This is a genomic window from Endozoicomonas numazuensis (genome assembly GCF_000722635.1).
Lineage (GTDB): Bacteria > Pseudomonadota > Gammaproteobacteria > Pseudomonadales > Endozoicomonadaceae > Endozoicomonas_A > Endozoicomonas_A numazuensis.
The window spans coordinates 1,254,568-1,279,779 of the sequence record NZ_JOKH01000002.1 but is presented as its reverse complement, the minus strand read 5'-3'; the positions used below and the strand labels follow the sequence as shown (position 1 = coordinate 1,279,779).

Here is a 25,212-nt window from a genome sequence, read left to right as displayed (position 1 = left end):
TCCAGCCTTCCAGCCTTCCAGCCTTCCAGCCTTCCAGCCTTCCAGCCTTCCAGCCTTCCAGCCTTCCAGCCTTCCAGCCTTCCAGCCTTCCAGCCCAAAATCATTTCACCAAATCTGGATAGTACTTCTTATACCAAGCCCTGCGATCTTCCAGTTGTTTTGCCGACTCAACTCTTTCTTCAGGGGTCATAGCATCTTTAAGTGGCTGGTACATGAGGTGGTTGAACATAAATGTTTTTAGCTGATTTTCTTCAAGTCGATGGAGGCACCAGTTTTTCACAAAGAGGCAATCCAGGACGCCTTTAGTAACAATCTGCTGATCAGATTGCCCAAGGGTTTTAGAACATCTGGCATCCCTTTGTATTTGTCTGGATATAGCTCAGATAAAACTCATGACAATGATTCAAATCATGCTTGAAAGAATGTTTGGGAGCTGGAGTATTTTTATTAGAGAAACAAACGCCGGCGTACATGTATTGGGCACCTTTTCGATTTGAAATCATTGTTTCTATGCTTATCAACGAAGTGTTTAGAGCTCAGCGTTCAATGGCACTATTGTTGTTCTTGTCGAGTCAGCCTAGATGGAGAAACCCATTCTTCCAGTTAGGCAGGGCTATGAGACTGAAGTTTTAGAGTAGGAGAGATCAAAAAAACAAGGGCCTGTGCGGCCCTGAACACAGAAAATCAGATGAGCAGTTTTAAGCTTCTGCCAGTTTTTCCTTTTTTTGAACTTTGTGGGCTTCATCCGATAAGCCAAGCTGCCAGTAGCTGCTGATGTAACGCGAAGAGCGGGGAGCCAGAGATTCACCATTGACCCAGTTTCTGATCTCCAGCACGGAGTTCAGCTCACTGGCAGCCCATAGATAAGGATTACCTGGCAAACGGGGGAGGTTAGCCAGTGTTTCTCTTAACAGCTCCTTTTGTTGGCCTGGATGGGGGTTGATAACCCAGATGATTTCCAGACCTTTGGGAATAGACGAAGCTTCCAGAGCTAGAGATTGCTGGTCGTCCTGATGTGGAATTTCCAGAATGACATAGCCCTTTGCGTTGGCAGGAAGAATTTCTATGTTAGCTCGAATAGCAGGCAGAGCGGTCAGATCTCCTGTCAGGATAAACCAATCTGCCTCACGGTTAACCCGTTTTGTCGGGCCGGGTCCATGTACAGAAATAGGATCGCCAATGCTGGCACTCTCAAGCCAGCGTGCAGCTGGCCCCTGATCATTACCACCGGGATGCACCGCGAAATCAATCGTCAAATGCTGTGTATTCTGATCAGAGGAAACCACACTGAAGCTTCTCAAAAGAGGTTTTTCGGGCATAGCAGGGTTATCAAAAGCCAGCTTAACGTATGCAGTTGCTTGATCAGGGGGAAAATCAGAGAGAGATTCTCCTGTCAGGGTCACCCGCTTCATATGAGGGCTCAGTGATTTAATACTCTGTATAGATAGCTCTCTTGCAGAGGACCTTGCCATAGAAATACTCAACTGATCTAAAAACTCTTATTGAGAATCATTATCATCTCTGGTTAAAGCAATTTCAATAAATATGTGTTTTACCTGAAACTGCCGTTTTGCCATCAGGCCGACGAAGGTCGCAGAGCAACGGTCTGGACGACCATTATTCGATTTTCTTTCAGATTTTTAAGCTGATTAGCGGCCATTTCTGAAAAGCGATCGCCTAAGAGCAGGTGATATCCCAGTTGGGGGCGCCCTGCTTCCTGAATTCTCGAGAGTACGCCTTCAAACCATTTGAGTGACTGGCTTGAGCAGTCTTTCCAGGAACAAACCCTGAAACCAGAATGTTCGAGTAATGTATGTAGTTTTCCTCCGCTTACCAGGAAACTTTGAGCGGATGACATAGCCCAGGGAACCGGATAATGAAGTTCTTTCTCAGCATTTGAGAGAATATCGTAGAGAGCCAGATAACCGCCCGGCTTAAGAACTCTGTAGGCTTCCTTAAGCATTTGTCCTTTGTCATTAATGTTCATTGAGACGTGCTGAGTCCAGACAACATCAAAGCTGTTGTCCTCAAAGGGCAGATCCAAAGCATCACCGTGAAAATACGAGACCTGTTTCTCCAGATGGGTCAGAGCCGTCAGGGAGCGGGCCACCGAGCAATACTCTTCAGTAAGGTCAATACCCTGCACGTTACAGCCAAATTGTGAGGCCAGATAACGAGAGGCTCCCCCAATACCACAACCAAGATCTAGCACCTTTGTGCCTGGTGTCAGGGAAATCTCTTCTGCCAGCTCAGTAGTGGCTATCCGACCTCTCAAATGAAATTCATCAATGGCTGATAGGTCATCCGGCTGCAATTTCTTGATATTTTTACCTGATTGATCAAGAGCTTGGAGGATGGTTTCTTCCAAAGTCCCGTGGCTGTAGTGATCAGCGACTTCTTGCATCATTTGCTCTCCACTTGAAAATGAGCCGATAAGAGGCGAAATCTGAGCTTAACTTCTGCTCTGGGAGTTTATCGACTAAGACGATTTCATGTTTGAAAACGTAAGTGCGATACTCCCTTAGAAGAAAAAACATAAAGATCCGCAAATATAAGGATTGATAATTTGTCAGTTCCTGAAAAAATAGCCGGATTTTTTCTAGAGGTTAAATAATTGATCACCCAAGATTTGTTCCTGAAGGCTCTTAACAATAATAAAGCTGTTCGTCCTCAAGATATGGAACTGCTGACAACATGGTTTGCTCTGCCCGGACGTGCCGTCAGTGCTGAGCAAGTGGTTGCTGTAACGGGTGCCAAGCGTGCCTCCCTGATTGTTAATAATCTGGGCAAGCGTGTTGCTGCGTTCCTGGAAGTTGATGCAGGCACCGGGGCTTCCGTTGTCGCTCTGGATGAGAAAAACGAAGCAGGCGAAGCCGTATGGGTTATGCGTGAAGAATTGTCTCAGGCTCTGCTTACTCACGGCTCTGTTGCTGCTGAAGCAGTGCAGGAAGAAGTTGCCCCTGTTGTTAAAGCTGAGCCAGTAAAGGCTGAAGTCAAAGCAGCGCCAGTAGTTTCCGAGTCAGAAGTTGTGGTTGAAGTCGTCGATAGCCCACTGGCTAAAGCTCTGGTTGAATTCGATGTTCAGTTTATCCGTAAAGCGTATCCTAATACGCCTGCAGGCCAGCGTTTGCTGAAGCCGGCTATGGTGAATGCTCTGGTAACAACTCGTCCAGTGAATGCTCGTGCATACCAGCGTAAGATTCCAGCAGAGCTGCGTAAGAGTGTTAACACTCAGGAAGTTAAAATGTTCCTGAATAAAGTGCTGGGTATTTTAAAAGCCCACTGATAAGCATTATGAAGGATTGCTATTAGTCTGAAGTCCAGACTGAAAGAAACAGGGGAAGGGGCAAACCGTGACAGGCAGTCGGTTTATGCTCCTTGGTTTCTGTACAGCGCTTGTTTACCTTCTGAAAAGAACAATGCTAACGACTTCATCTGCTCCTATCTGTTTATTTGAGACCCACTGAATATGCCCCTGACCAGAGCTCTGCAATCTGACTACGATTCCATCATTATTGGTGCCGGTGCATCAGGTCTTATGTGTGCGCTCACAGCTGGCTATCGGGGTCGAAACGTTCTTGTTCTGGATCACGCTAACAAGATCGGGAAGAAAATTATTATTTCAGGTGGCGGACGTTGTAACTTCACCAATCTATACACTGAGCCCGCCAACTACCTTTCAAACAACTCGCATTTCTGCAAGTCAGCTCTGGCACGTTATACCCAGTGGGACTTTCAGGCGCTAGTGGATAAGTATCAGGTTGCCTGGCATGAAAAAACACTGGGACAACTCTTCTGTGATAATCGTTCGCAGGAGATCGTCGATTTATTGGTCAGTGAGTGCCGGGATGCAGGGGTTACTATTCGAGCCAAAGCCAGTGTTGAATCGATAAAACCCAGTGAGTCTTCTGGTTATACTCTGGCTACGAATATGGGTGAGTTCTCCTGCCAGTCAGTGGTGGTGGCAACAGGAGGGCTGTCATTTCCAACAATGGGAGCCACAGGGTTTGGTTATCAGGTGGCTGAACAGTTTGGTCATGAATTGATTGAGCAAAAGCCAGCACTGGTACCGTTCACCATGAGTCAGGTCTGGCTGAAGCAGTTTGCAGAACTTTCAGGTGTCAGCTCAGAAGTCATAGCCAGCTGCAATGGGCAGTCCTTCCGGGAAAACATTCTGTTCACTCATCGTGGTGTCAGTGGGCCGGTTATTTTGCAGGTTTCATCCTATTGGAATCAGGGAGATACAGTCTCTATCAATTGGATTCCCGGCACAGATATTCATGTCTGGCTTCAGTCCTGTGCAGAGCAAAGACCCAAAGCCCAGACCGCAACTATCCTGTCCGAACATATGACCAAAAGGCTGTCTCATGCCTTATGTGAACAAGGCCAGTTGAGATTGTTAACCGACAAGGGACAAAAGCCCATCGCACAATATACCCCAGTCCAACTGGAAGAATTGGCGAATGCGCTGGAAAACTGGGCGTTAAAACCTTCGGGTACCGAAGGCTATAAAAAAGCAGAGGTGACTCTGGGTGGTGTGGATACAGCGACAGTGTCGTCCAAAACTTTTGAGAGCCGCCTTCAGCCAGGGCTTTTCTTTATTGGCGAAGTACTGGATGTTACGGGTCACTTGGGAGGGTTTAACTTCCAGTGGGCATGGGCTTCAGGCCATTGTGCCGGGCAATATATTTAGCGACTGCACTCATCGGCGGCAATGCCGCCAGCAATAAAATCAATCAACCTGTTGATGTATTGCTGATAGTGATCAATTTGTGATGAGCCACTGCGAATCGTCATAACATTATCGATATTAGCGAGCCCCTGGAAGGTCAGTTCTGAAGCAATAACCCAGCGCTGATGCACCAGGTTCGGCTCAATATCAGTTAAACCAGTGCTTTGGTAATGCGGTAAATATCTGGCTTTTCTTCTCTCTCCAATACGTCAGAAGTTCTTTTTTTGGCGACGTAATAGGCTATTGTCGTCTACTGGCTAAGGCATTTATCAGCTTGGCCTGGGTGTCAAAATGATAATGCAGTGCGGCAACACTGCAGGCTGCTGAAGGTGGGTGAGGGTTTTCATACTTTCCAATTCCTGTCGGACAGGCTGCAGAGAGGTTGATAGAAAATGATCAGTCGCTCCAGTCAGACTATAGACTGCGGAAATACTGAGATATTCGTTTTCTGATGTGAACGAAAAGAAACGAGCATCGCTCGTCGGCTTCTCGCTAGCTCTTTCTCCGCCGTGGCAGCATTTTCTCGTCAGACCCATGCAATAAGCATGAATATGACGAAAAAATGTGTCAGCCGAAAAAATAGCAGAGCGAGAAGCTCAACACTTTATGAAATTTCCGGGCTAGCCGTAAAACAAAAACGAACAGGAAAGTTGTGTTGAAAGAGAGGACATCAAAGTACGATCAGCGTGACCTCGCAGCGGTTGATGCAGCGGCAGCAGTCTTTGCTGAAAAGGGGTATCACGCGTCGGGAACCATTGATACTGCCCAGCGGCTGAATATCAAACAGGGTAGCCTATACTACTACTTCCGTTCCAAGGAGGCTGCACTGGAAGCCGTCTGTCTTGAGGGTATCAGACCAAGCAGTCCATAGATCTGGATATTGTCGCGAATCAGTACAGTGACGTGTTTTTATTCGGTAGTACTCCCTCATAAAGAACCTGATAGTGCTGTATTTTTAGGGTAGAAGTCATGAAGTTTATTAATCGTTGTGTTGTCACTCTTAAGCCCAGAGCCCCTTTTATTGACTGGGCAAAAGGGCTTGGCACAGATCTGCCGGAAGACTGGAGCCTGGAAGGTGGGTCTTATCTGCTGGATGAGCAGGAGACCGAAGAAGGGCTGGAAGCAACAGTGGTCAACTATGCCCGTGATATGATGGAAAATGAACTGTCTGCCTGGGAAGAAGATCCGGGCCGCTGGCCCCAGCAGCGTGATGCAGATGCGCTGAGAAGCTGGTTTGATGTTCATGTATCAGTGGCTGGTTTTGACCTAGGCACTGAAAGCCTGATGAGGGCTGACCTGTCTGATCTTGAAGTGATGTGACCGCATCTTGCCTGCCATGCCCTTAAGGCATTCCCTGAATTTGACGTATTCCTCATCATGAAAAAGTCCATAAAATGGTCATTGAAGGTCATTGCTGTTCTGGTTTTGGCAATGATGGCTATTAATTATTTCGATATCGATGACAAGCTCTACGATGAATACTTGTCCCTGACTCTTTCTGCGGAACAGCAGGCTGATGCCATACGGCTGAATGAATATGAGCTGGAAGCCGGGCCTTTGAAGTTGGCTGAAGCGGGAGATCAGGTATCCGGGGTGACCTGGAGCCCTGTTACCCATTCTCTTTATGTTGTAGCCAGGGGCGATAATGCGATCAATGTGCTTGAGTACGACCAGCAGGGAAGCCTGAAAAGAAAGCTGACGTCTAATCTCAACGCCGATGTAGAAGGCATTGCCTGGGTAGGAGGGAATCGCTTCATCATCGTCAATGAGCGTCAGCAAGAATTGTTGCTGGTGGACATTAAGCCGAACGCAAAGACAATCGATTTCTCCGATGCACCCACTTTTACCTTTGGTGTAGGAGCGGCGGGTAATAAAGGCTTTGAGGGTATCGCCTGGGATCCGGATACAAATTCGGTCTATGTACTCAAAGAACGAGACCCTATCCAGATTTATCGTATTGATGGTTTTACCGAGCAGGGTACGAACAGGAAATTAGCGATTACAGAGCAGGAAGCAATGAGAGAGAGTCTGAGGCTCTTCAATCGGGACCTGTCTGGTATGCACTATGATTCGGTTTCTGGGCATTTTTTGGTGCTCAGTGATGAGTCTCACTCTCTGACCGAGTTGGATGAAAGCGGAAGCGCCGTAAGTGTTATGGAGCTGGAAAAAGGCTGGCAGGGATTAAAGAATACCATTGAGCAGCCAGAAGGTGTGGCAATGGATAGACAGGGAACTGTGTATATTGTCGGGGAGCCGAATGATCTCTATATATTCAAAAAATAAATAGTCCCCTTTACTATGAAAATACAGCTCTATCGAACTCTGCAGCCATTTTCATGTTTCGGGGTGAGCTGTATTTCCCGCTCATGGCTGTTTGATTCTGAACCACCCTGGCAGGGCAGAACACCAGAGGACTTATTCGTACCTTCCCTAAAAAAAACATGCCTGACAGTGAGTATTGTGCATGTCTGAAGAGACTTCAGAAAAGCTGGAAATTATTTATCAGGATCAGTGGCTGGTGGCGGTGAACAAACCATCCGGCCTGCTGGTGCATCGTTCCATGATTGACCGAAATGAAACCCGGTTTGCCTTGCAGATTGTCAGGAATCAGGTCGGTCAGCATGTTTATCCATTGCACCGTCTGGACAAGCCCACCTCGGGGGTTTTGTTGTTTGCCCTTTCGCCGGATATAGCTCGGCTGGCTGGAAAGCAGTTTGAAGAGGGGGCAGTGAAAAAAACTTATCTGGCGGTAGTCAGAGGCTATGCCCCTGAGTCTGGAGAGATTGACCATCCTTTGAAAGAAGAGCTGGATAAAATGACGGATCGAAAAGCTCGCCAGAATAAACCGGCTCAGGAAGCCATCACAACGTTTGAAAGGCTGGCAACGGTTGAGTTACCTCTTGCTATTGAAAGATATCCGAGCAGTCGGTATTCGCTGGTGAGAGTCTGGCCGAAAACCGGTCGTAAACACCAGATTCGGCGACATATGAAGCACATTGCCCACCCGATTATTGGCGATGCCAAGCATGGGAAGGGGGTTCATAATCGATATTTTGCCGAACATTTTTCAGCAGGAAGGTTGCTTTTGGCCTGTACAGAGATGGAACTGATTCACCCGGTCAGCAATGAGCGTCTGGTGTTGTCTGCCCCTTTGGATGATGTTTTTTCTGATTTGATGAGTCGTTTTGGGTGGGCAGACTCACTGTTACGAAAAAGCAGTTAACTTACTCTGATTCACCATGACGAATTTCAATTAAGAATCTAATCTGCCTGAACTGTCTGGTTCAGGAGGCTTTATGCTCAGACTTGGTTTGGGTGTGTTATGTGTACTTCTATTCTTTGGATCTTTTAACAGTCATGGAAATGGAGACGAGAAGAGAGCCAAAATAACAACAGATAAACTTGGGCATCAAAGATGTACGGAGTGTAATAAACGTCTTGCTATCTGTGGGTGTCGTTGCAGTCGATGCGGCAAATTTTTCAGAGAAAAAAGACAGATTGTCCGAAAAATAATGAGAAAAAAAGGACAGTTTTATGATACCAGTGAGAAAGACCCCGAACCCAGAGAGGTTTATTTGCCCACTGAGAATACTTGTCAGTGTGGCGAAAACCATCCGGATCCTGGACCTATATCAGATCCTCGATTGAAACTGGGCTACAGGAAAAGGGCTATTGCTATTAATGGGCCCCCTACCCGTAAAATGGCTTTATTTGATTTATCCGGTAATGGCTTTTCGGGTGAAGTGGCTCCCATTGCTGTTCCGGATACGGAGAATCAACTTGACAGTGAATGGATGAACGAGCCGATTGATCTCAGTGGTTTTCAGCAGCAGGCTCCGGTTGTCGTTGTGCCTCCCTGTCAGCAACAAGCATCCCCAGCTTCATCCTTCAATGTCTGTCACCTGGAAAATAATATGGTGCCAGTCACTTTCCAGACTTCAAACAATCAGGTTCAACACCTGCAGCAGGTATTCATGCAGGTTCAGTCCGCTGTTCAGCACAGCCTGGTGGCTGGCTTGATATCTCAAGGGTGGATAAGTGGACAAGCTCCACCACTGGGCATTATTCATACTATGGATGATGGTTATTATGTCCTGGCTCTCCCTAATCCTCAGGGAGGCTTTTTCATTGCCCTTATTGTCGTAGAAGAAAAAATGACCTTTGTTTTTCTTCTGAATCAGGCCGGGGCAGTGAGTGGTTATGTCGGTGCTAATCAAAGCCTCATTATTTGGGTGATCAATGGTTACCTGAATACGATGAGAGGACAGCTTTATCGGACTCTGTTACCTGTCACTATCGATGTGCTCAATTACATGTTGGAAACGGCTGTGGCTGCTTTTATACAAATGTGTTCAGACGACGCAGGGGCAGATTTGCTGGTGGCAGATGACTGTGGCGATGGTGGAGTGGTTTTGGTTTCTGACTCTCCCATGGGGCATGACGTTGCTGTTCGGCAATGTTTTATGAGTCAAATGTCTAACGGCGCACCAAAAATTCCGTTACCTCAAGGGTTGGATGAATCTCAACTTTCCGATTTATATGCCTTGATGCAGCTAATGGAAGTGGGCCATGCGATGAATGCTCTTGAAGTCGATCTTGAAGTTGAAGAACTTCAGTCTCTGAACTCGATCCAGCAGTTACTGAACACTGCACTTGGAAATGGTGTCTTTATCATGTCGGTTAAGGCACCGAACGAGCAAGCATGTGTTGTGATTATCTCAGTTAATGCTGCTGGGATGACATTAAGAATGTTGTGTTTCTCAGACAACCTTCGAGAGCGAGCTTCGTTGAGAGCTGTCAGCGGGCTGGTTTGTGAATGGAATAAAGCGCTGCAGGTACTGGTTTGCATTACAAGAACGGGGCAGAGCGTCAGGGTTTATCGATTAAGGTCGCCCGGCAACAGTAACAATTAATTTATCTGTCGATAGGGGGGTTAATAAACAAAAAAATTGAATATTAACCGTTTTTTAACGATTAATAAGTGTATTAATAAGTCTATGAATTTATTGGATATTAAACGACTTTTGTGCATAATTTACTGATCAGTTAACCGATAATTACCCGTTAGTCAGGAGTCCTGATGCATACGCTGGAACGTTTGTCAGACTATCGATTTACTGCCTCCCAATTGGGGCGATTCAGACAGCTTGGAGAATTCCGGGGACGCCAGCCTCACACCTTGCGGCAACAAACTGAAGTTCTGGATACGCTCAGGCAGGTGGCCACTCTGGAGTCTGTGGAATATGGTAATAGCCTGGAGCATATCTCCGTCAGCAAAGAGGCATTGAGGAAGCTGGTTCAGTATGAAGTCAAGCCAGCTACTCCGGCTGAAAGGCAAATAGCGGGTTATCGTGATGTGTTGGATATGGTGACAGAACCCGCAGAGCATACCAACGTATCCTCGGGACTGATACGACAGCTTCATGCCACTCTTTATAGTCATTTTCCCCATGAAGGGGGACGCTGGAAAGCGACCAATAAAGACATTGTCGAGCGAGACTCTGAAGGGAATCGCATTGGTGTTCTCTATCGAACGGTTCCGGCCGCTGATACTCCAAAGGCGATGGAGTTTACGGTTGCGCTTTATCATCAATGTCTGGATAAGATGATAGAGCCTTTGCTGGTGGCCAGCTGTGCTGTACTGGATTTTCTCTGTATTCACCCCTTCAGCGATGGCAATACCCGTATTGCACGTTTGATCGCAACTCTGATGCTGTCTCTGAATAATTATGATGTTGGACGATACATCAGTCTGGAAAGAATCTTTGCCCAGAATGAACAGGTTTATCTGGACGCTCTGCAGCTCAGTGTAAAAGGCTGGCATGAAGGAACTCATAACCCTATGCCCTGGATTAACTTTTTTCTGGACAGTGTGATCAAAGCCTATGAAGAACTTGAGCAGAGGGTGGATGCTTTACAGAATCAGGGAAGCCGGGCACCCAAATCGCAGTTGATTGCCATGGCGATTGATAATGCTGACGGACCTTTTTCGGTTGCGGACATTTGTATTCAGCTACCCACTGTCAGTCGGGAGTTAGTGAAGAAAGTCGTGCAGCAAAAACGTAAGGATGGAGCGCTGAAGTCAGTAGGAAAAGGTCGGGGCGCTCATTGGGAAAGAGTCGGCTGAACAGGGATAAGGGCTCTCAATAGAGCCCTTTCATGGCTGGTTAAATCATTCTGCTCAGGACATCATTTTCTGGCTTATCCATAAACCGGTGTTTGAGTGCACCGAGAATATGCAAGGCAATGATGGCAAGAAAAACATAGGGGATATAGGTATGGACAGTATGAAGTATGCCCGCCAGTTCTTTATTATTTTCCATCAGCTCTGGTAGCTGGATGCCAAAGAAGAATACATCGTGTCCTCCTGCGTCAGACATAGTGAAACCGCTGAGAGGGACAAGGATCATCAAGGCATAGAGTGAAAAATGAGTGAGTTTGGCCAACACCTTTTCATGATTGGGTAAGCCTTTGGGCATGGGCGGCGTTTTGGTGAAGAGCCTGACCAGAATACGAACGGCAACCAGTATCAGCACAAGAATGCCGAACGACTTATGCCAAGGGTAAATATCGTATTTATAACTGACATCCTGGGAAAGGCTTGCCATATACCAGCCACTGCCAATCATGCCCAGCACCGCAATAGCCATCAACCAATGAAGTAGTCGAAGCACGGCTGGATATTTTTCGGGTGTCATAGAAGTAACCTCTGGAATCGTAAGTGCGTACGGCTCAATGTTTATTGTTTTATCCAAAGCAGCCATGAGCGAAGAAACTCATTTCACCCATAAGGATGAAATTATTCTTACTTTAAACGGTAGCTATGTCACGTAATTCCGGAAAAGTATAGACGCTGGGTAGCAGGTAACTCAGGGAGAAGGCCGACAGTCATGGAAAATGACCGCCGGCAGTTTAATGGCAATGATTCAGTGACTGGTAATCTGTTGGATGGCACTGCTGTAGAGTCCATCCAGGCTTTCAGGATCAGAGACACAGAGTCCAAGGTCTCTTAGCAGACCGTCTTTTAATCCGTAAATCCAACTGTGAACCGTCAGGTCCTGACCGCGCAGCCAGGCGTCCTGCACAATGGTGGTCTGACAGACATTAAGCGCCTGCTCCACAACATTCAGTTCGTACATACGCTCGAATACATCTTCCTGACTTTCCAGAGTACTCAGGAAAGGCTGATGTTTATGCTGCACATCCTGAATATGTCGGAGCCAGTTATCAATCAGTCCCAGCTTACGGTTTTTTACAGCTTCCTGAACACCGCCGCAGCCGTAGTGTCCGGTAACTATGATGTGCTCAACTTTCAGATACTCAACGGCATACTGGATAACAGAAAGACTGTTGAGGTCGGTGTGAATAACCTGGTTGGCAACATTCCGGTGAACAAACAGTTCTCCGGGTACCAGCCCGGTAATCTGGTTAGCCGGTACCCGGCTGTCAGAGCAACCTATCCAGAGGTATTTAGGAGCCTGTTGCTGAGAAAGTTGTTCAAAAAAACCAGGTTCTTTATCACGGACAGAAGTTGACCATTCGCGGTTTTGGTCCAGCAGCTTCTTGAGTCTGCGCATGGGGGCTTCCCTATCTGAATTAACTTTTAGATACAGCGATCTGGAGGCTGAAGCATCCAGCCGGGCTGCATGGGTCACGAGAGAGAATACAGCCGTCGCTACTGAAAATGGGTGTACCCATGCTAGCAAAGGAAGATACCGGTTTAGAGTATCTTCCTGTAGTCATTTGTTAACGGTACTGATTCACCTGGTCTCTGAGTTCAATGGCTGCAGCTCTTGCTGCTTCGGCAAAGTTTTCATCGCTGGCTGCATAAATAATGCCTCTGGATGAGTTCACAATGATGCCCTCGCCCTGACTGTTCAGACCACTCTTAACAGTGGCTTCCACATCGCCTCCCTGGGCACCCAAACCTGGAACCAGAAATGTCATATCCCCGGTAATGGCTCGAATGCGCTTGAGCTCTTCAGGGTTTGTGGCACCTACCACCAGTAACAGGTTGTTGTGGCTGTTCCACTCTTCTTTTGCCTTGCGAGCGATGACTTCATACAGGAAGTCATCGCCAACTTTCAGGTTCTGAATAGCTGCAGCGCCCGGGTTGGAGGTTCGGCAAAGAACGATGGTGCCTTTTTCTTCATAGCGCGTGAAAGGTTCAATGGTGTCGATGCCCATATAGGGGTTGATGGTGATGGCATCTGCTCCATAGCGCTCAAACGCTTCAGTTGCATATTGGTCTGCGGTGCTGCCGATATCCCCTCGCTTCGAGTCCAGTATGACGGGAATATCCGGATAGTTATCTTTAATGTATTCGATGGTTTGAGCGAGCTGATCTTCAGCGCCACAGGCATGATAATGGGCTGCCTGAGGTTTGTAAGCGCAAACTAGATCAGCAGTGGCATCAATGATGAAGCGGTTAAATTCCAGAATAGGCTGCTCGAGCGCCTGAATATGGGGGGGGAACTTCTCGGGTAGAGGGTCCAGACCTACGCAGAGCAAAGAATTGTTCTTACGCATGGCAGCCTGTACCTGATCCAGAAAACGCATAGCAAAACCTTATGTTGCAGTGGACGATGTCTGGGCGTGCAGTGTAACAGATTGAAGGCAGGGTTTGTTGTGACAAATAAGAAATTTGCCGGGCTGAGCCCTGCAATCATCATGGATCAGACTTTCTCGGGTATGCTTTCTACGACGATCTGAGGATTATCCTGAGAGTAGTATTCCGGTGGTGTCATGGGAGCTGTCTCTATAGAAAGGTTCGAGCTGACATGCTCTTCTGTCCCTTCTTTTACTGAGTCCTCTGGAATCCCATTACTGCGGGTATAATGCTCACGCCTGAGCTGATTATGTGCTCTGTGCCACTGGTCATTTTTCTCCAGAAAATCGCCGATGGAGTCACCTTTGTAAAGATTCGGATAGAGACCGAAGACCGGGGCATAAAGATCCTCATTTTTGGTCAGTGAGAAGCCATAATTGCGATACTCATCGTAAACCTTCATGGCTGAAGAAATACCTTTGACCAGATTGATGCCCGCACCGATGGTGGGAGCCATTCCCAGTAGTTTACCGACAAGAGGGTTGGCGCTGGTAATAACGGCATAGGTCGGCAGACTCAAAGCTACTGCGCCTGCAAACTGAAAGGCTTTGACGGTTCTGTCGGCATGTTTTTTAGCGTTGATCTGCCATTTGTTGGGCAAAAGCTTGTTCAGCCCCTTGCCAGTGTACTCAACGACTTTGCTTACAGGTTTTCCGGCCAGCCATCCAACAGCAGCCCCGGGAGCACCTACCACACTAGTAGTTACGGAAGCCCCCACAAGAGCGCCTCGTAGTGGCATGGCGGCCACATAAGCAGCGGTCTTCAATCCTGACATGATTCTTCCTGATCCTTGCATGCTGTAACTCCTTGTATTGTCTGGTTTTATTGATTCACCATTATCTGCTTTCATGGCCCGAAGTAATCTGACGGGGCTGTCAGTGCTGCTGACGGTTTGAGTACAAAAAGCCGGGCATATAGCCCGGCGGTTGGCGCACAGAGTTAAGTTTCAAGCATATGCGGCTCAGTTGTTGTGAAGTCGGGTGTAAAAGACTCTGTGAGCATTGCTTCAGAACGCTTGCTGCTATCTTCCAGGGACAAGGCCTCCTGGCTCTGAAGCTTCTCCTGTTGAACCAGGTATTGCTGTTCCAGCTGTTCTCGCTTTTGCTCATGTCTTGCGGCCTGTTCTTCCAGGTGAGGCATTCTGAACAGGTCTTGTAAGTTGCCGGTTTTTGAGAAGCGTTCAGAATAGTTATGGAACAGGTCATCTCCGTGATGGATGTTCAGGTACAGGTTTTCTACAGGATCCAGCAGGTTTTCCTTCATGGTCTCTGAGGTCCCGTATTTTCTGAGTTCCTGATATACCGTTTTACAGGCCATTAGATTTTTAATGGTCTTGCCCGCTGCTGTTCCCAAGCTTGGTGCGGCATAAAAGGCCGTCAACACGGGATGAGAAAGTGCCTGCATTACGACCAGAGGAGTGCCAATGATGGCGCCTGCTGTCTGAAGAATCTTAATGGTTCTGCGAACGTGCTTCTGAGTATCAATCTGATTCTTCATAGCCCGATTTTTATTGAGTCTGTTACAACCCGCTGCAACGACTTTGCTGACCAGTTTTCCGGCCAGATAGCCAGCGCCCGCTCCGGGTATACCAACCGTAGTGGTGAGTGATCCTATTCCGTCAGCAATGCCCCTGAGTGGGCTGGCTGCGACATAGAGGGCTGTTTGAATACCTGCACTGATTCTCCCTGCTCCATGCATAATCTGTACTCCTTGAATGTCTTATCGAATAGTTATGGTCCGAGTATGCCAAGAGAGGAGTGTGAAGTGACTGACAGAGCTGTCAGTATTACTTGCTTCTGACATGTCCAGCTCTGCAAAATCACCGAAAAAGCCAGCCAGACTGTGCCATATCTTCTCAGTTCCTGGTATATGGTCTTGCAGGCCCTCAGATTCTTCGCTGTATCCATAACAGAGGTTACTGAGAACTGGAGCGCTGCAAACGTCGAAAATATCGGACTTGCAGCCACTTTTACTGCGATCAGCGGAGCACCAAGGATGGCATCTGCTGTCTCAAGGACTTTTACGGTGCGGCGCTGCGGCGCATAGAGTGCGGTTTGAATGCCAGTACTGATTCCTTCTGCTCCTTGCATAACCTGTACTCCTTTAGAAATGACCGACAAAACGGTTAGTCGGGTCTGGGTATGGTTGGTCAAACTAACCATTTCGTCGTGTTCAAGGAGGCCATAAAATAGACGGATTATGCAGATATAGAGTGTTCAGGCCGCTTTTTCTGGTCAGTAATCCCATTTGATTTGGCAAGTGCCAGCCTGGTTCTTTGAGTCAGGCAGGAGAGAGTTGATGCAGAAGTTAGTTGTACCCGATCTGCAGCAGGTAGAAATCTGGCTGAATCAGGCTGGTCATGAATCCTGGATGTGTGATCACTGTGAGGGATTGCATGTTGCGTCGCTTCAGTCTCTGGACGGCATAGTCGATAGTCGGCTTTTTATTGAACCGTTTGGCATACTTTTTTCTACTGAACTGGACTTGAAAGCAGGCTCTGCATTTTCAGTGCAGGCCGATATGACCCGCCTCAATCTTGGCCTGCCCATGCTGAAGTTGTTCCTTGATATGTTGGACTCTGGTCATCTTTTGCTGGTGGCTTCAGATGTCATGATGACTACAGAAGGTATTTGCTACAGACAGTTCTGCGAATTTCTGACAATGACCCTGGAAGCCAAGAGCTGGTTATACAGAGAATGTCAGAGCCTGCAGTACATTCTTACTGAACAGGAGTATTTTGTGCCTCCGGTTGAAGGAAAGTTTTCATTTCACTAAAAGTACTTGTGCTTTCACCTTTTAACCGTGCGAAATAAAGCGATAACAATTGCTGGCGAAACTGGCTAATTAACCTAATGTCATACAGTGATCATTCTGATGCGGGAAGTACAGAACGTGTCCAATGCCACTCTTTTCTGTATCTGTTCTCTGGTTTGGGGCTCAACCTGGTATGCGATCAGCTGGCAGCTGGGATCGGTCGATGTCATGTGGTCTGTCGCCTACCGGTTTTTGTTGGGTGCTTTTTTGTTATGGATTTTCTGCTTGCTCAGGGGTGGCTTTCCCAGCTACACCCGTCAACAGCATTTTCGCTTCTTTTTTCAGGGCACTTTCCTTTGCGGACTTTCCTACTGGCTGGTTTATGAAAGTGAACACTTTATCAGTAGTGGGCTCTCAGCACTGATCTGTACCGGCATTCTTTATTCGAATGTAGTAATTGCCCGGTTCTGGTTGGGGCACACAGTTAAACGCTCTGTTCTCATTGGCGCTATATGCGGCAGTGTTGGTGTATTTATGGTGTTTCTTCCCCAGCTCACCCTCATTGATTCAGATCCGCAAGAACTGAAAGGGTTAGCACTGGCGTTGGGGGCAGTGTTGACGTTTTCTCTGGGCAGTGTGTCTTGCGAAATCAACGAGAAAGACGGTCTCTCAGTGGTACCTGTGACAGTGTTTGCCATGTTCTATGGTGGCGTAGAAATGGGGCTGGTGGCCATGCTTCGTGGTATCCCTCCGACCTTTGATTTCAGTCCGGGCTACCTGTTTTCCCTCGTGTATCTGGTGATATTTGGCTCTGTGGTGGCTTTGACATCCTACCTTGCCTTGATCCAGCGCATGGGGTCTGATCGAACCGCTTATGTCGACATTATTTATCCGATTATTGCCTTATTGATTTCCACCATTATGGAGGGTTACGAATGGACAATGGTTTCTGTTCTGGGCGTAGTGGTGATTTTATTTGGGAATTTACTGGCTATGAGTAATCATTTTGATCGGCCTAAAGCGGAGACTATCTACTAGGTAGGAGGCTGACCTGTCTATTCTCGGTCAGCCTCCTAGTGCAGACAAGCGTTATGCTCCATGAGCCTATCGAAGTGCACTATCAGCATCCTTCTATACCCATCGCCTTTCAAGATGCTACGTTGTTGCCAGCGTTCGCTCACCCTGATCACCTACTACTTGTAGGCTCACAGGGCTTCGCTCACTTGTCGCCTGGTAGCATCTTGAAATCCAATAGGTATATATGGGGGACTTGAAATGGGGGGGATCGCATTCTTGAGAGGCATTCCTCCTGCTTTTGACTTCAGCCCGGGCTATCTGATTTCTCTGGCCTATTTAGTGATTTTTGGCTCAGTCATTACCATGACATCCTACAGCTTATTCAGAGAATCGGGGCAGACAGAACGGCGTATGTCGATATTATTTACCCTGTAATTGCGCTTCTGGTGGCAACTCTCCTTGAGGGCTATCAGTGGACACTTCTGGCTATGTCCGGTGTTTTTGTCATCCTGTTAGGGAATTTTCTGGCATTAGGTCATTGCTTTGAGCAGCGCAGACTGAAAGTGAGCTGCTAAAATCTTTGCGAGCCTCTCTCTCTTGAGTGGCTCTCATAATAACTCCCTTCTCTGATGTATATGGGATTTCCCATGAATGAGCACAAACCTTTTATTTTCCGGGCTATAGAGTTGTCCAGCCAGGCTTTAGACAAGGGTGAAGCCCCCTTTGGTGCTTTGCTGGTCCATAACGGAAAGATTGTCCTGGAGTCGGAATGCACTGTTGAAGCAGAGAACGATCAGACCCGACATGCAGAGTTAAATCTGGTCAGTCACGCTTGCCGGCAAATGCCCTGGCAACAGTTGTCGGAATGTACGTTATATACCAGTACCGAGCCCTGCCCTATGTGTGCAGGCGCTATCTATTGGGCTGGAATTCCAAAAGTAGTGTATGGGTGCAGTATGGAGGCACTCGGCCAGATCGCCGGACACTCTACCCGGATGGGGTGCCGAAAAGTGTTTGATTGCTGCTACGGCAATATAGAAGTCATTGGTCCCGTAGAAGAAGAACTGGCCTGCGAGCCCCATATGAAGTGCTGGCCGCATCCGTCTTGAAAAAAAGGTTCTGTGAAATCCAAAGTAAATAATTCTCAGCGGTTTGCTCGTGGAGGGGGACTTTCTGCAGCTCCTTTCAAACTATTCAAACCAATAAAAAAACTGCAAACTGGTTCAATTCAGAGAAAATATCTGTTTTGTTGGTTTATGCCGGATAAATCTGTATGTTTCTTGATCTGAATCATTCCTGTTACTACCTCCCTTTTTGCTAAAGTCCCCGCCCTTATAAGAATCTGAATTTTTACACTTATTTTACTGATATTGACCAGGGGTTAGCATGAGCCATGCCGGTACCGGGGGGAGGCTCGCTACGTCCAGCGAGAAGCCACCGTTTATTGATCGCTTTCTGAATGCCATTGAAGTGGCAGGTAACAAGCTGCCTGATCCGGCAATGTTGTTTGTCTACTGTCTTCTGATTGTGGTAGCGCTGTCTGCCGTATTCTCTTCTGTCAGCTTTGACCTGGTTAGCCCGGCTACTGGTGAAGCTATTCAGGTTAAAAACCTGCTGGATGCCAAGTACCTGACGGACTTTATGGCTTCCAGCGTGACTACATTTACCAGTTTTGCGCCTCTGGGTATGGTTCTGGCCGCTCTGCTGGGTGTGGGTATTGCTGAATCTTCAGGCTACATCAACATTGCCCTGAAGAAGATGATTCGTATGACACCTCAGAAGCTGTTGGCTCCTGCGGTGGTAATGATTGGTGCCATCAGCTCTGTTGCTGCTGACGCTGGTTACGTTCTGGTTATTCCTATTGGCGCGGTTATCTTCCACGCGGCCGGTCGTCACCCTCTGGCGGGTCTGGCCGCTGCTTTTGCCGGTGTGTCCGGTGGTTTCTCTGCAGGCTTTTTGCCTTCCAGTCTGGACCCTCTGCTGCAAAGCTTTACCCAGTCTGCTGCCCAGATTTACGACAAGGACTATCTGGTTAACCCACTGGCAAACTTCTACTTCACTTTTGTCTCCACCTTTGTCGTTACACTGCTTGGCTGGTTTGTGACAGAAAAAATTGTTGAGCCGCGTCTGAAGAGCGTTGAGCTGAACAAGGATCTGGAAGAAGCTGAAGACATGAGCAGCTACACCCAGGCCGAAGACCGTGCTTTCAAGATCAGCAGTGCCGTTCTGCTGGCTATGGCAGGTTTGCTGGTTCTGGCCTGTCTGCCTGAAACGTCTCCACTGCGTGCCGAGAATGGTTCCCTGACCGCTCATACAGCGCCTCTGATGAAATCTATTGTGCCTCTGATTCTGTTGTTCTTCCTGATTCCTGGTGTGATTTACGGCCGGATGACTGGGACTTTCAAGAATCATCGTGATGTGATGGCTGGCATGAGTCAGTCCATGACCACCATGAGCAGCTACATTGTTATGGCATTTTTCTGTGCCCAGTTCCTGAAAGCTTTTGGTGACTCTAACCTGGGTACTCTGCTGGCGCTGTCTGGTGCGGAAGTATTGCAGGCTATGGACCTGCCGGGCCAGATGACCATTATCGGTATCATTCTACTGACTGCTGTCGTTAACCTGACGGTAGGTTCTGCTTCTGCCAAGTGGGCTCTGATTGGCCCTATTTTTGTCCCAATGCTGATGGCGGTGGGTATCTCTCCGGAACTGTCTCAGGCAGCTTACCGTATTGGTGATTCCTCCTCCAACATCATTACTCCGATGATGGCTTACTACCCTGTGATCATCGTGTTCTGCCAGCGTTATGTGAAGAACTCCGGCATCGGTACCATTGCTTCCCTGATGATGCCTTACTCCATTGTCTTCCTGGTGGGTTGGACTGCATTCCTTCTGCTTTACTGGGCTCTGGGTCTGCCTCTGGGTATTGCTGCACCTTACACATACCCTGTCATGTAATTGACATTACCCGGCTTTAAAAGAAAACCCCTGCATACGTCAGGGGTTTTCTTTATTGCGGATACAGTGGCTACTTTGCACCGTAAGCTTTTAGAAGCTCAATGATACTTTTGGGTACTTGCCACTTTCTGGCAATGGTCATAGGGGTATCACCTGAGCTGTAATAGTCTGGGTGCTGGGGAACAGGAGCGTTGATATTAGCGCTGGAAACCTTCAATACCACTCTTACTGTATCAATATTCAGACTTTTGATTGCCGCGAGTAACAAGTCATTACCCGTGTCGTCTCTGGCTTCAACAATAATCTTTGCTTCATCTTGGGGTAGTGTTCTCAGGCGGTAGCTGAGGCTGGAAGAAAAGCCGTTAAAGGCTAAAAAGTGTTCATACCATTTTCCGTGAACCTTAAAGCTGTCCATATGATCGGGAGTTAATACGCCTGCCATCATCGCCCGGTATAAGGCATTATCCAGCTGGTCCCCCATGTCCGGCTCGATTAACTCTGCAGGTGCCGTCACTATTGGCTCTTCGATAAAACCATTGGCTGTAAGCTGGGCGATAAGGCTGTCGGCTTCGGCCTGAAGGGAGGCGTTGTTAGCTGCCATGAGTCTCAGGTGTGCAGCAATTTCATTGAGATGCAGCGGATCGTTGGCTTTGCCCCCGGCTGTAATGATCAGTCTGAAAAGGGAAAGCGGACTTTTCCATTTCAAAAGAGCGCTAAGAGCGGTGTCTTGATGACCGGGTTGTCCAAAAACACGATTGGGATTAGCTTTGTTTTTCAGAGCAAAGGTAGCCATGTAATCCAGACTGTTGCCTATTGACATTCTCAGTGCTGTGGCATTGTCTTTATCTCCCGCATTGATGTCAGCAGCATTGTTCAACCCCCAGTGAGCCAGCCTTCTGAAACCATTGAAGACAGAAAAGCTAAGCAGATGACGCCCCCGCTTTTCTGTTTTTCCGGAAATGGGCGCATTGACCAGTTTCACTGCATCTTCCCGGGATTTAAGGCGAATCAATTGCTTGTGATAAGCCTGAATGAACAGGTCTTCTACGACGCAGTGAGCATCATCGAGAGGGACGTTTTTGTCGATCTGACTCCAGTTAGGTGCTTCTGGTGGCCAGCAGAAGTAATGCATGAAGATCGGTTGAGAATCATCATAAAAAGGGGTACTGCAGGCTTTGCCAGAACAGAGAAAAAACAGCGTGGAAAAGATCAGAAGGCAGGCTGGCTTGAACATGGCATCCTTGCACTTGTAATTTAGCTATCTTTCCTCAGTGTAGATAGAAAGAGGCGTTGTTGTACAAGTGCAGAGATGCTGCGAGTTTCTGGCTCAGGGAACGTGGTAACCCACGGGTTTCATGGCATCGTATTGCAGCCAGACTTTGTTCAGCCAGCTCTCTTCACCCAGCCAGTCCAGTACCCAGCGAATACCATTGCCCATGACTTCCTTGTTCCATGCCAGGTAGCAGCTGTCATTCATCGGAATGTCCATAACATCTTTGCGAACCAGCAGTTCCTGCTCGATGTAGGGCTGAACAAAATGGCTTGGCATGATGGTGATTCCCAAGCCTTTGAGCAGGCACTCGATGGCCATTCGGAAACTGGGAACCAACAGTATTTGCTGGTCATCCAGCAGCAGGTTGTAACCTTGGTGGAAGACCCTTGAGGTATCCTGAATGCAGATTGAGCTATAGCTTTTAAGCATGTCCTGACTGACCGGACCTGAAATTCGAGCCAGTGGATGCTCTGGTGACATCACCAGATCCCATTCCAGTGACCCCATAGACTTCCATTCAAAACGGTCGTTACTGGCAATGTTGTCAGGAATGGTTTTGGGGGCACCAATGACCAGCTGGCAGCGGTTATGGAACAAGGCATCCCATGAGCCATTGTGAACTTCGGTATTGATCACCAGGCTGGTTTCAGGCCGTACTGCCTGAAGATCGCGAATCAGGTCGTAGATCATGCCCTGGTTAACCACGTTGTCCAGGGCGATCTTGATTTCATGTTCCCAGCCGGTAGCCATTTGCCGAGTGGTTTTCTCAAGCTCTTCCAGTTCTGCCAGCAGTTTTCCTGTCTGCTTGATAAAGTGTTCGCCCGCCGGAGTCAGCTCGACGCGTTTGCTGTCCCTCAAAAACAACTGTACGTCCAGCCGCTCTTCCAGCTTCCGGACGGTGTAGCTGATGGCTGAAGGTACTTTATGCAGGTGTTTAGCCGCCGCAGTAAAGTTTTTGAAGTGGGCCACGGCCCTGACAATTTCGAGGGATTCCGTCGGGATCATGAGGAGAGTACTACTTTTTTGCTGGTTTTTAAGTGTCTATAGAGTATCTCTTAGGTTGGCAGAAAGGGAATCGAAAATGAGAGTTTTTTATCGACAGGCTTTCAAAGACAACACAGGGGCACTTCTTTTTGATCTTTGCAGTAAGTCGAGACCAGCTAAAATCAGCGATGCAGCGAGTAAAGCATAAGAAAATGCCACGGTTGTAAAAGCATCCAGTCCTGCCAGCTTGACAGCAAAGGCAATCAGGCCACCGCCAGTCATGCGAGCGCAGCCGTCTATTGCAGCAGCCAGCCCGGCACAATGTTTAAAGTGCTCTAGCGTCAGGCTGGAGGCAGTACCGAAAATAAAGTTAAAGCCAATGGCTCCTATCGCTGCAGGCGCAAAGAACCAGAGTGGCTGATCGTTTGGCACCAGCAGAAGACCAGTGGCTCCGATAATGGAGAATAGAGACCCGACCATGATGGTTTGACGCTGGCCCAGCCAGTCAATCAGTCTGGGGGTCAGCAAGCTGGCAGATAATTGCATAATGCCCAGAAGACCGAAAAAGAGCGAAAACCCAAACTCATCCAGACCCGCCAGGTTGATGGCAACATAAGGAGCGTGAGTGGCGTACGTCAGAATAGCGCCCATGGCCAGCATCCCACTGAGCGAATAGTTCAGAAACTGCTTGTTGCCCAGAATACTGGTCAAATTCTGCAGGATATGCCCGGATGTATTGGACCCCTGTGCTGTTGAGCGAACTTCTGGCTGCATATTTCTGCAAGCCATCAGCAATATGAACCCACTGAGTAGTGCCATGAAAACAAAGTTGGCTTCCCATCCCCAATAAATGGCCAGTGCTCCACCCAGTGTGGGAGCCAGAGTAGGAATGGTGCCAATCATACCGCCCATATAGCTGATCCACTTACCGGACTCTATCGGACTGAAATGATCTCGCACCCAGGCAAAAGCCGTTACACTGCAGCTGGCTGCTCCGAGCCCTTGTAATATCCGGGCCAGATAAAGTAATTCAATACTGGATGAAAGGGCTCCCACCACGCTACCCATCAGGTAGAGGCCTACACCCAACAGCGCAGAAGCTTTTCGTCCGTAGTGATCAGAAAAAGGTCCGGCAAACAGTTGCCCTACGCCCATGCAGATCATAAACAGGGAGATAGTCAGCTGAACTTCGGAGTCCGTGGCTGAGAAAAAACGAGTCATTTCCGGCAATGAAGGCAGATAAATATCAATGGCCAGAGGGCTTAATATGACCAGGGCAAAGATAACAGGCAGTGCGGAACGTTGGAGTTGGGGCATTAACAGAGAGCTCATCCAGAGGAAGTCAGAATAAGTACAGTGTAAAAAGATCAAGATATGATCAGAAGTGATATATTTTCAATTACGAATTTCCTATATGGAATACCTCTGATCTATCATGCCTATCCAAGAATTATCCCGAATTAATCTGAATCTTTTGGTGTGCCTTCAGGCATTACTGGAAGAAAGAAGTGTGACTCGAGCGTCTGAGCGATTGAATCTCAGTCAATCTGCTGTGAGTAAAAGCCTTGCCAGACTCCGCGAACTGATCGGAGACCCTCTGTTCACCCGAGCTGCGCATGGTTTGATTCCCACTTCCCGGGCATTGTCGATTCAGGAGCAGCTAAAACCTGTTCTCGATGAGCTTTGGAAAGTGGTGCAGCCTCAAGTATTTGATCCTCTGTATTGCGACCGCCATTTCACTATTGCTTTACCAGAGACAGCTAATCATTTGAAGTTTCAGAATTCTCTGGCGGACATTCTCAAGAGTGCCCCGCATATCAAAATAAAATTGATGCATCTGAATCTGAAAAGTCTGGAAGAGTTGGCGGCTGGCAAAGTGGATCTGGTGGCTTTGCCTGATGATCTGGATTGTGGACAGCACAGAATTTCAGGTATCCACAGAAAGAGACTGTATAAAGACAAACTGGTTTGTGTAGTGCGAAACAACCATCCTTGTCTTGAACAGCCCTGGACCCTTGAGGCTTGTTTAGCGCTTGGGCATATCGGAATTGGGGCTGTTACCGACAGGGTATCGATTACCGATCAGACATTGGCGAAACTGGGGCTTGATCGTGACATTGTTGTAGCTGTCGGAGACTTTCACAGTGCTACCCAGGTGTGCGAAGGCACCGATTTGATGTTTGTCTCTTCAGGCAATTGGGCGGACTATGCCGAAGAACTCTACGCTGTTACAACATTACCGATGCCAATAACGGTTGAGCCCATTGCCTATGATCTTTACTGGCATGAGATGAATCATCAGGATCTGGCGCATCAATGGTTAAGGTCTTATTTTAAGGTCTAGGAGGCTGACCGAGAATAGACAGCCCGGCCTAAAATCGAGAAAGAACGGCCATCTTTTCCACTGAGTTTGCTTAAATAGGTCAACTATTCGCACAAATTCAGTGAAAAAGCTGACTCGTTCTACTGAATTTTATGCACGGACGCTATTCTCGGTCAGCCTCCTGGAAGCCCGTCGGTATTCAAAAAAGCTGAATGCACATCCAAAAATACTTGCTGTAATTGGTGTCAGGGATTCTCTAGGATATGCCCTCACTTCGAGCGACCCCAAGCTCATGGGGGGAGAAATGTACTGCACTGTTGCCTGTTCCCGCAGTACAAAGACTCTTGCACGAAGTGTTGAGTTTGCAGCCCACGCTGCAGACTCAGGTGGATGATCAGCAAAGCAGCCTTGAGCTGGCAAAAAATACCTCTGCGTCTTTGGTGCAGGGGTTTTTTTGTTTATAAACTACGACTGGCGACATACCAGTATTTGAACCTGTGCAATGGTCAGTTTCAGTGACCCGGACAGGTTACGAGTATTGGAGATACTTTTCTTCTCTTCTG

The 25,212-nt window shown here is 47.8% G+C and carries 26 protein-coding genes; 14 read left to right on the top strand and 12 right to left on the bottom strand.

Going from position 1 to position 25,212, the window contains the following annotated elements; genetic code table 11:
* Positions 1-698: 698 nt before the first annotated feature.
* Together GZ78_RS12875 and GZ78_RS12870 are read right to left on the bottom strand one after the other, a co-directional pair.
* Positions 699-1,472: a siderophore-interacting protein gene (locus tag GZ78_RS12875; protein ID WP_034836041.1), complete on the bottom strand. Its 774-nt coding sequence runs from the start codon at positions 1,470-1,472 to the stop codon at positions 699-701.
* A 104-nt stretch (positions 1,473-1,576) separates the two neighbouring features.
* On the bottom strand, positions 1,577-2,407 hold the full coding sequence (locus GZ78_RS12870; RefSeq protein WP_051786130.1) for a class I SAM-dependent methyltransferase: 831 nt from the start codon (positions 2,405-2,407) through the stop codon (positions 1,577-1,579).
* A gap of 207 nt (positions 2,408-2,614) precedes the next feature.
* Between GZ78_RS12870 and GZ78_RS12865 the strand changes: the two genes are divergently transcribed.
* Both GZ78_RS12865 and GZ78_RS12860 read left to right on the top strand, forming a co-directional pair.
* Positions 2,615-3,286, top strand: coding sequence for a hypothetical protein (locus tag GZ78_RS12865; RefSeq protein WP_034836038.1), 672 nt, complete (start codon positions 2,615-2,617; stop codon positions 3,284-3,286).
* 183 nt (positions 3,287-3,469) lie between these two features.
* A complete protein-coding gene (locus tag GZ78_RS12860) occupies positions 3,470-4,693 on the top strand; it encodes a BaiN/RdsA family NAD(P)/FAD-dependent oxidoreductase (RefSeq protein ID WP_034836036.1) in 1,224 nt (407 codons plus the stop codon).
* On the opposite strand, the gene GZ78_RS29470 is transcribed toward GZ78_RS12860, so the two are convergent.
* Positions 4,690-4,863 (bottom strand): hypothetical protein, encoded by a 174-nt coding sequence (locus tag GZ78_RS29470; protein ID WP_161787373.1) that lies wholly within the window; start codon positions 4,861-4,863, stop codon positions 4,690-4,692. The two genes, GZ78_RS12860 and GZ78_RS29470, sit on opposite strands and share 4 nt — an antisense overlap.
* A 524-nt stretch (positions 4,864-5,387) precedes the next feature.
* On the opposite strand from GZ78_RS29470, the gene GZ78_RS12850 reads away from it, so the two are divergent.
* From GZ78_RS12850 to GZ78_RS12825, 6 genes are all read left to right on the top strand, one after another.
* Complete coding sequence (locus GZ78_RS12850; protein ID WP_161787372.1) at positions 5,388-5,603, top strand: helix-turn-helix domain-containing protein; 216 nt, start codon at positions 5,388-5,390, stop codon at positions 5,601-5,603.
* A gap of 98 nt (positions 5,604-5,701) precedes the next feature.
* Positions 5,702-6,052 (top strand): hypothetical protein, encoded by a 351-nt coding sequence (locus GZ78_RS27460; RefSeq protein ID WP_051786129.1) that lies wholly within the window; start codon positions 5,702-5,704, stop codon positions 6,050-6,052.
* A 57-nt stretch (positions 6,053-6,109) separates the two neighbouring features.
* Complete coding sequence (locus tag GZ78_RS12840; protein WP_051786128.1) at positions 6,110-7,015, top strand: SdiA-regulated domain-containing protein; 906 nt, start codon at positions 6,110-6,112, stop codon at positions 7,013-7,015.
* A gap of 181 nt (positions 7,016-7,196) precedes the next feature.
* Positions 7,197-7,955: a tRNA pseudouridine(65) synthase TruC gene (gene truC / locus GZ78_RS12835; RefSeq protein ID WP_034836027.1), complete on the top strand. Its 759-nt coding sequence runs from the start codon at positions 7,197-7,199 to the stop codon at positions 7,953-7,955.
* A gap of 289 nt (positions 7,956-8,244) precedes the next feature.
* A complete protein-coding gene (locus GZ78_RS12830; protein ID WP_034836024.1) occupies positions 8,245-9,645 on the top strand; it encodes a hypothetical protein in 1,401 nt (466 codons plus the stop codon).
* A gap of 167 nt (positions 9,646-9,812) precedes the next feature.
* Positions 9,813-10,859: a Fic family protein gene (locus GZ78_RS12825; protein WP_034836022.1), complete on the top strand. Its 1,047-nt coding sequence runs from the start codon at positions 9,813-9,815 to the stop codon at positions 10,857-10,859.
* Positions 10,860-10,899: 40 nt separating this feature from the next.
* On the opposite strand, the gene GZ78_RS12820 is transcribed toward GZ78_RS12825, so the two are convergent.
* The 6 genes from GZ78_RS12820 to GZ78_RS12795 all read right to left on the bottom strand — a co-directional run bounded on the left by GZ78_RS12820 (position 10,900) and on the right by GZ78_RS12795 (position 15,430).
* Positions 10,900-11,430 carry a cytochrome b gene (locus GZ78_RS12820; RefSeq protein ID WP_034836706.1) on the bottom strand — a complete coding sequence of 177 codons (531 nt, stop codon included), beginning with the start codon at positions 11,428-11,430 and terminating at the stop codon, positions 10,900-10,902.
* A 228-nt stretch (positions 11,431-11,658) separates the two neighbouring features.
* Positions 11,659-12,309, bottom strand: a complete 651-nt coding sequence (can, locus tag GZ78_RS12815) for a carbonate dehydratase (protein WP_034836019.1) — start codon at positions 12,307-12,309, stop codon at positions 11,659-11,661.
* Positions 12,310-12,478: 169 nt separating this feature from the next.
* Positions 12,479-13,291 (bottom strand): orotidine-5'-phosphate decarboxylase, encoded by an 813-nt coding sequence (gene pyrF / locus GZ78_RS12810; RefSeq protein ID WP_034836016.1) that lies wholly within the window; start codon positions 13,289-13,291, stop codon positions 12,479-12,481.
* Positions 13,292-13,407: 116 nt separating this feature from the next.
* Complete coding sequence (locus tag GZ78_RS12805; protein WP_034836013.1) at positions 13,408-14,115, bottom strand: hypothetical protein; 708 nt, start codon at positions 14,113-14,115, stop codon at positions 13,408-13,410.
* Positions 14,116-14,279: 164 nt separating this feature from the next.
* Positions 14,280-15,038, bottom strand: a complete 759-nt coding sequence (locus GZ78_RS12800) for a hypothetical protein (protein ID WP_034836010.1) — start codon at positions 15,036-15,038, stop codon at positions 14,280-14,282.
* Positions 15,039-15,070: 32 nt separating this feature from the next.
* Positions 15,071-15,430: a hypothetical protein gene (locus GZ78_RS12795; RefSeq protein WP_034836008.1), complete on the bottom strand. Its 360-nt coding sequence runs from the start codon at positions 15,428-15,430 to the stop codon at positions 15,071-15,073.
* A 208-nt stretch (positions 15,431-15,638) separates the two neighbouring features.
* Here GZ78_RS12795 and GZ78_RS12790 point away from each other — a divergent pair, with 208 nt between their 5' ends.
* The 5 genes from GZ78_RS12790 (at position 15,639) to GZ78_RS12770 (ending at position 20,069) form a co-directional block, all read left to right on the top strand.
* Positions 15,639-16,115 carry a YbjN domain-containing protein gene (locus GZ78_RS12790; RefSeq protein ID WP_152558689.1) on the top strand — a complete coding sequence of 159 codons (477 nt, stop codon included), beginning with the start codon at positions 15,639-15,641 and terminating at the stop codon, positions 16,113-16,115.
* A 99-nt stretch (positions 16,116-16,214) separates the two neighbouring features.
* Positions 16,215-17,132 carry a DMT family transporter gene (locus GZ78_RS12785; RefSeq protein WP_051786125.1) on the top strand — a complete coding sequence of 306 codons (918 nt, stop codon included), beginning with the start codon at positions 16,215-16,217 and terminating at the stop codon, positions 17,130-17,132.
* Between the two features lie 237 nt (positions 17,133-17,369).
* A complete protein-coding gene (locus tag GZ78_RS29465; protein ID WP_161787371.1) occupies positions 17,370-17,546 on the top strand; it encodes a hypothetical protein in 177 nt (58 codons plus the stop codon).
* Positions 17,547-17,758: 212 nt separating this feature from the next.
* Positions 17,759-18,220: a nucleoside deaminase gene (locus tag GZ78_RS12775; protein WP_034836003.1), complete on the top strand. Its 462-nt coding sequence runs from the start codon at positions 17,759-17,761 to the stop codon at positions 18,218-18,220.
* A 277-nt stretch (positions 18,221-18,497) separates the two neighbouring features.
* Complete coding sequence (locus GZ78_RS12770) at positions 18,498-20,069, top strand: AbgT family transporter (protein WP_034836000.1); 1,572 nt, start codon at positions 18,498-18,500, stop codon at positions 20,067-20,069.
* A gap of 70 nt (positions 20,070-20,139) precedes the next feature.
* Here GZ78_RS12770 and GZ78_RS12765 read toward each other — a convergent pair whose 3' ends face one another.
* The 3 genes from GZ78_RS12765 to GZ78_RS12755 form a co-directional block, all read right to left on the bottom strand.
* On the bottom strand, positions 20,140-21,303 hold the full coding sequence (locus tag GZ78_RS12765) for a hypothetical protein (RefSeq protein WP_152558688.1): 1,164 nt from the start codon (positions 21,301-21,303) through the stop codon (positions 20,140-20,142).
* Between the two features lie 93 nt (positions 21,304-21,396).
* Positions 21,397-22,347, bottom strand: a complete 951-nt coding sequence (locus GZ78_RS12760) for a LysR substrate-binding domain-containing protein (protein ID WP_051786124.1) — start codon at positions 22,345-22,347, stop codon at positions 21,397-21,399.
* Positions 22,348-22,434: 87 nt separating this feature from the next.
* Positions 22,435-23,643, bottom strand: a complete 1,209-nt coding sequence (locus GZ78_RS12755; protein ID WP_034836690.1) for a multidrug effflux MFS transporter — start codon at positions 23,641-23,643, stop codon at positions 22,435-22,437.
* 118 nt (positions 23,644-23,761) lie between these two features.
* Here GZ78_RS12755 and GZ78_RS12750 point away from each other — a divergent pair, with 118 nt between their 5' ends.
* Complete coding sequence (locus GZ78_RS12750; protein ID WP_034835995.1) at positions 23,762-24,670, top strand: LysR family transcriptional regulator; 909 nt, start codon at positions 23,762-23,764, stop codon at positions 24,668-24,670.
* Positions 24,671-25,212 lie beyond the last annotated feature (542 nt).

Coding starts and splice junctions, on each gene's coding strand:
- GZ78_RS12875 (WP_034836041.1), bottom strand. CDS start 1,472: ATGGCAAGGTCCTCTGCAAGAGAGCTATCTATACAGAGTATTAAATCA.
- GZ78_RS12870 (WP_051786130.1), bottom strand. CDS start 2,407: ATGATGCAAGAAGTCGCTGATCACTACAGCCACGGGACTTTGGAAGAA.
- GZ78_RS12860 (WP_034836036.1), top strand. CDS start 3,470: ATGCCCCTGACCAGAGCTCTGCAATCTGACTACGATTCCATCATTATT.
- GZ78_RS27460 (WP_051786129.1), top strand. CDS start 5,702: ATGAAGTTTATTAATCGTTGTGTTGTCACTCTTAAGCCCAGAGCCCCT.
- GZ78_RS12840 (WP_051786128.1), top strand. CDS start 6,110: ATGAAAAAGTCCATAAAATGGTCATTGAAGGTCATTGCTGTTCTGGTT.
- truC (WP_034836027.1), top strand. CDS start 7,197: ATGTCTGAAGAGACTTCAGAAAAGCTGGAAATTATTTATCAGGATCAG.
- GZ78_RS12830 (WP_034836024.1), top strand. CDS start 8,245: ATGAGAAAAAAAGGACAGTTTTATGATACCAGTGAGAAAGACCCCGAA.
- GZ78_RS12825 (WP_034836022.1), top strand. CDS start 9,813: ATGCATACGCTGGAACGTTTGTCAGACTATCGATTTACTGCCTCCCAA.
- GZ78_RS12820 (WP_034836706.1), bottom strand. CDS start 11,430: ATGACACCCGAAAAATATCCAGCCGTGCTTCGACTACTTCATTGGTTG.
- can (WP_034836019.1), bottom strand. CDS start 12,309: ATGCGCAGACTCAAGAAGCTGCTGGACCAAAACCGCGAATGGTCAACT.
- pyrF (WP_034836016.1), bottom strand. CDS start 13,291: ATGCGTTTTCTGGATCAGGTACAGGCTGCCATGCGTAAGAACAATTCT.
- GZ78_RS12805 (WP_034836013.1), bottom strand. CDS start 14,115: ATGTCAGGATTGAAGACCGCTGCTTATGTGGCCGCCATGCCACTACGA.
- GZ78_RS12800 (WP_034836010.1), bottom strand. CDS start 15,038: ATGCATGGAGCAGGGAGAATCAGTGCAGGTATTCAAACAGCCCTCTAT.
- GZ78_RS12795 (WP_034836008.1), bottom strand. CDS start 15,430: ATGCAAGGAGCAGAAGGAATCAGTACTGGCATTCAAACCGCACTCTAT.
- GZ78_RS12790 (WP_152558689.1), top strand. CDS start 15,639: ATGCAGAAGTTAGTTGTACCCGATCTGCAGCAGGTAGAAATCTGGCTG.
- GZ78_RS12785 (WP_051786125.1), top strand. CDS start 16,215: ATGCGGGAAGTACAGAACGTGTCCAATGCCACTCTTTTCTGTATCTGT.
- GZ78_RS29465 (WP_161787371.1), top strand. CDS start 17,370: ATGGGGGGGATCGCATTCTTGAGAGGCATTCCTCCTGCTTTTGACTTC.
- GZ78_RS12775 (WP_034836003.1), top strand. CDS start 17,759: ATGAATGAGCACAAACCTTTTATTTTCCGGGCTATAGAGTTGTCCAGC.
- GZ78_RS12770 (WP_034836000.1), top strand. CDS start 18,498: ATGAGCCATGCCGGTACCGGGGGGAGGCTCGCTACGTCCAGCGAGAAG.
- GZ78_RS12765 (WP_152558688.1), bottom strand. CDS start 21,303: ATGTTCAAGCCAGCCTGCCTTCTGATCTTTTCCACGCTGTTTTTTCTC.
- GZ78_RS12760 (WP_051786124.1), bottom strand. CDS start 22,347: ATGATCCCGACGGAATCCCTCGAAATTGTCAGGGCCGTGGCCCACTTC.
- GZ78_RS12755 (WP_034836690.1), bottom strand. CDS start 23,643: ATGCCCCAACTCCAACGTTCCGCACTGCCTGTTATCTTTGCCCTGGTC.
- GZ78_RS12750 (WP_034835995.1), top strand. CDS start 23,762: ATGCCTATCCAAGAATTATCCCGAATTAATCTGAATCTTTTGGTGTGC.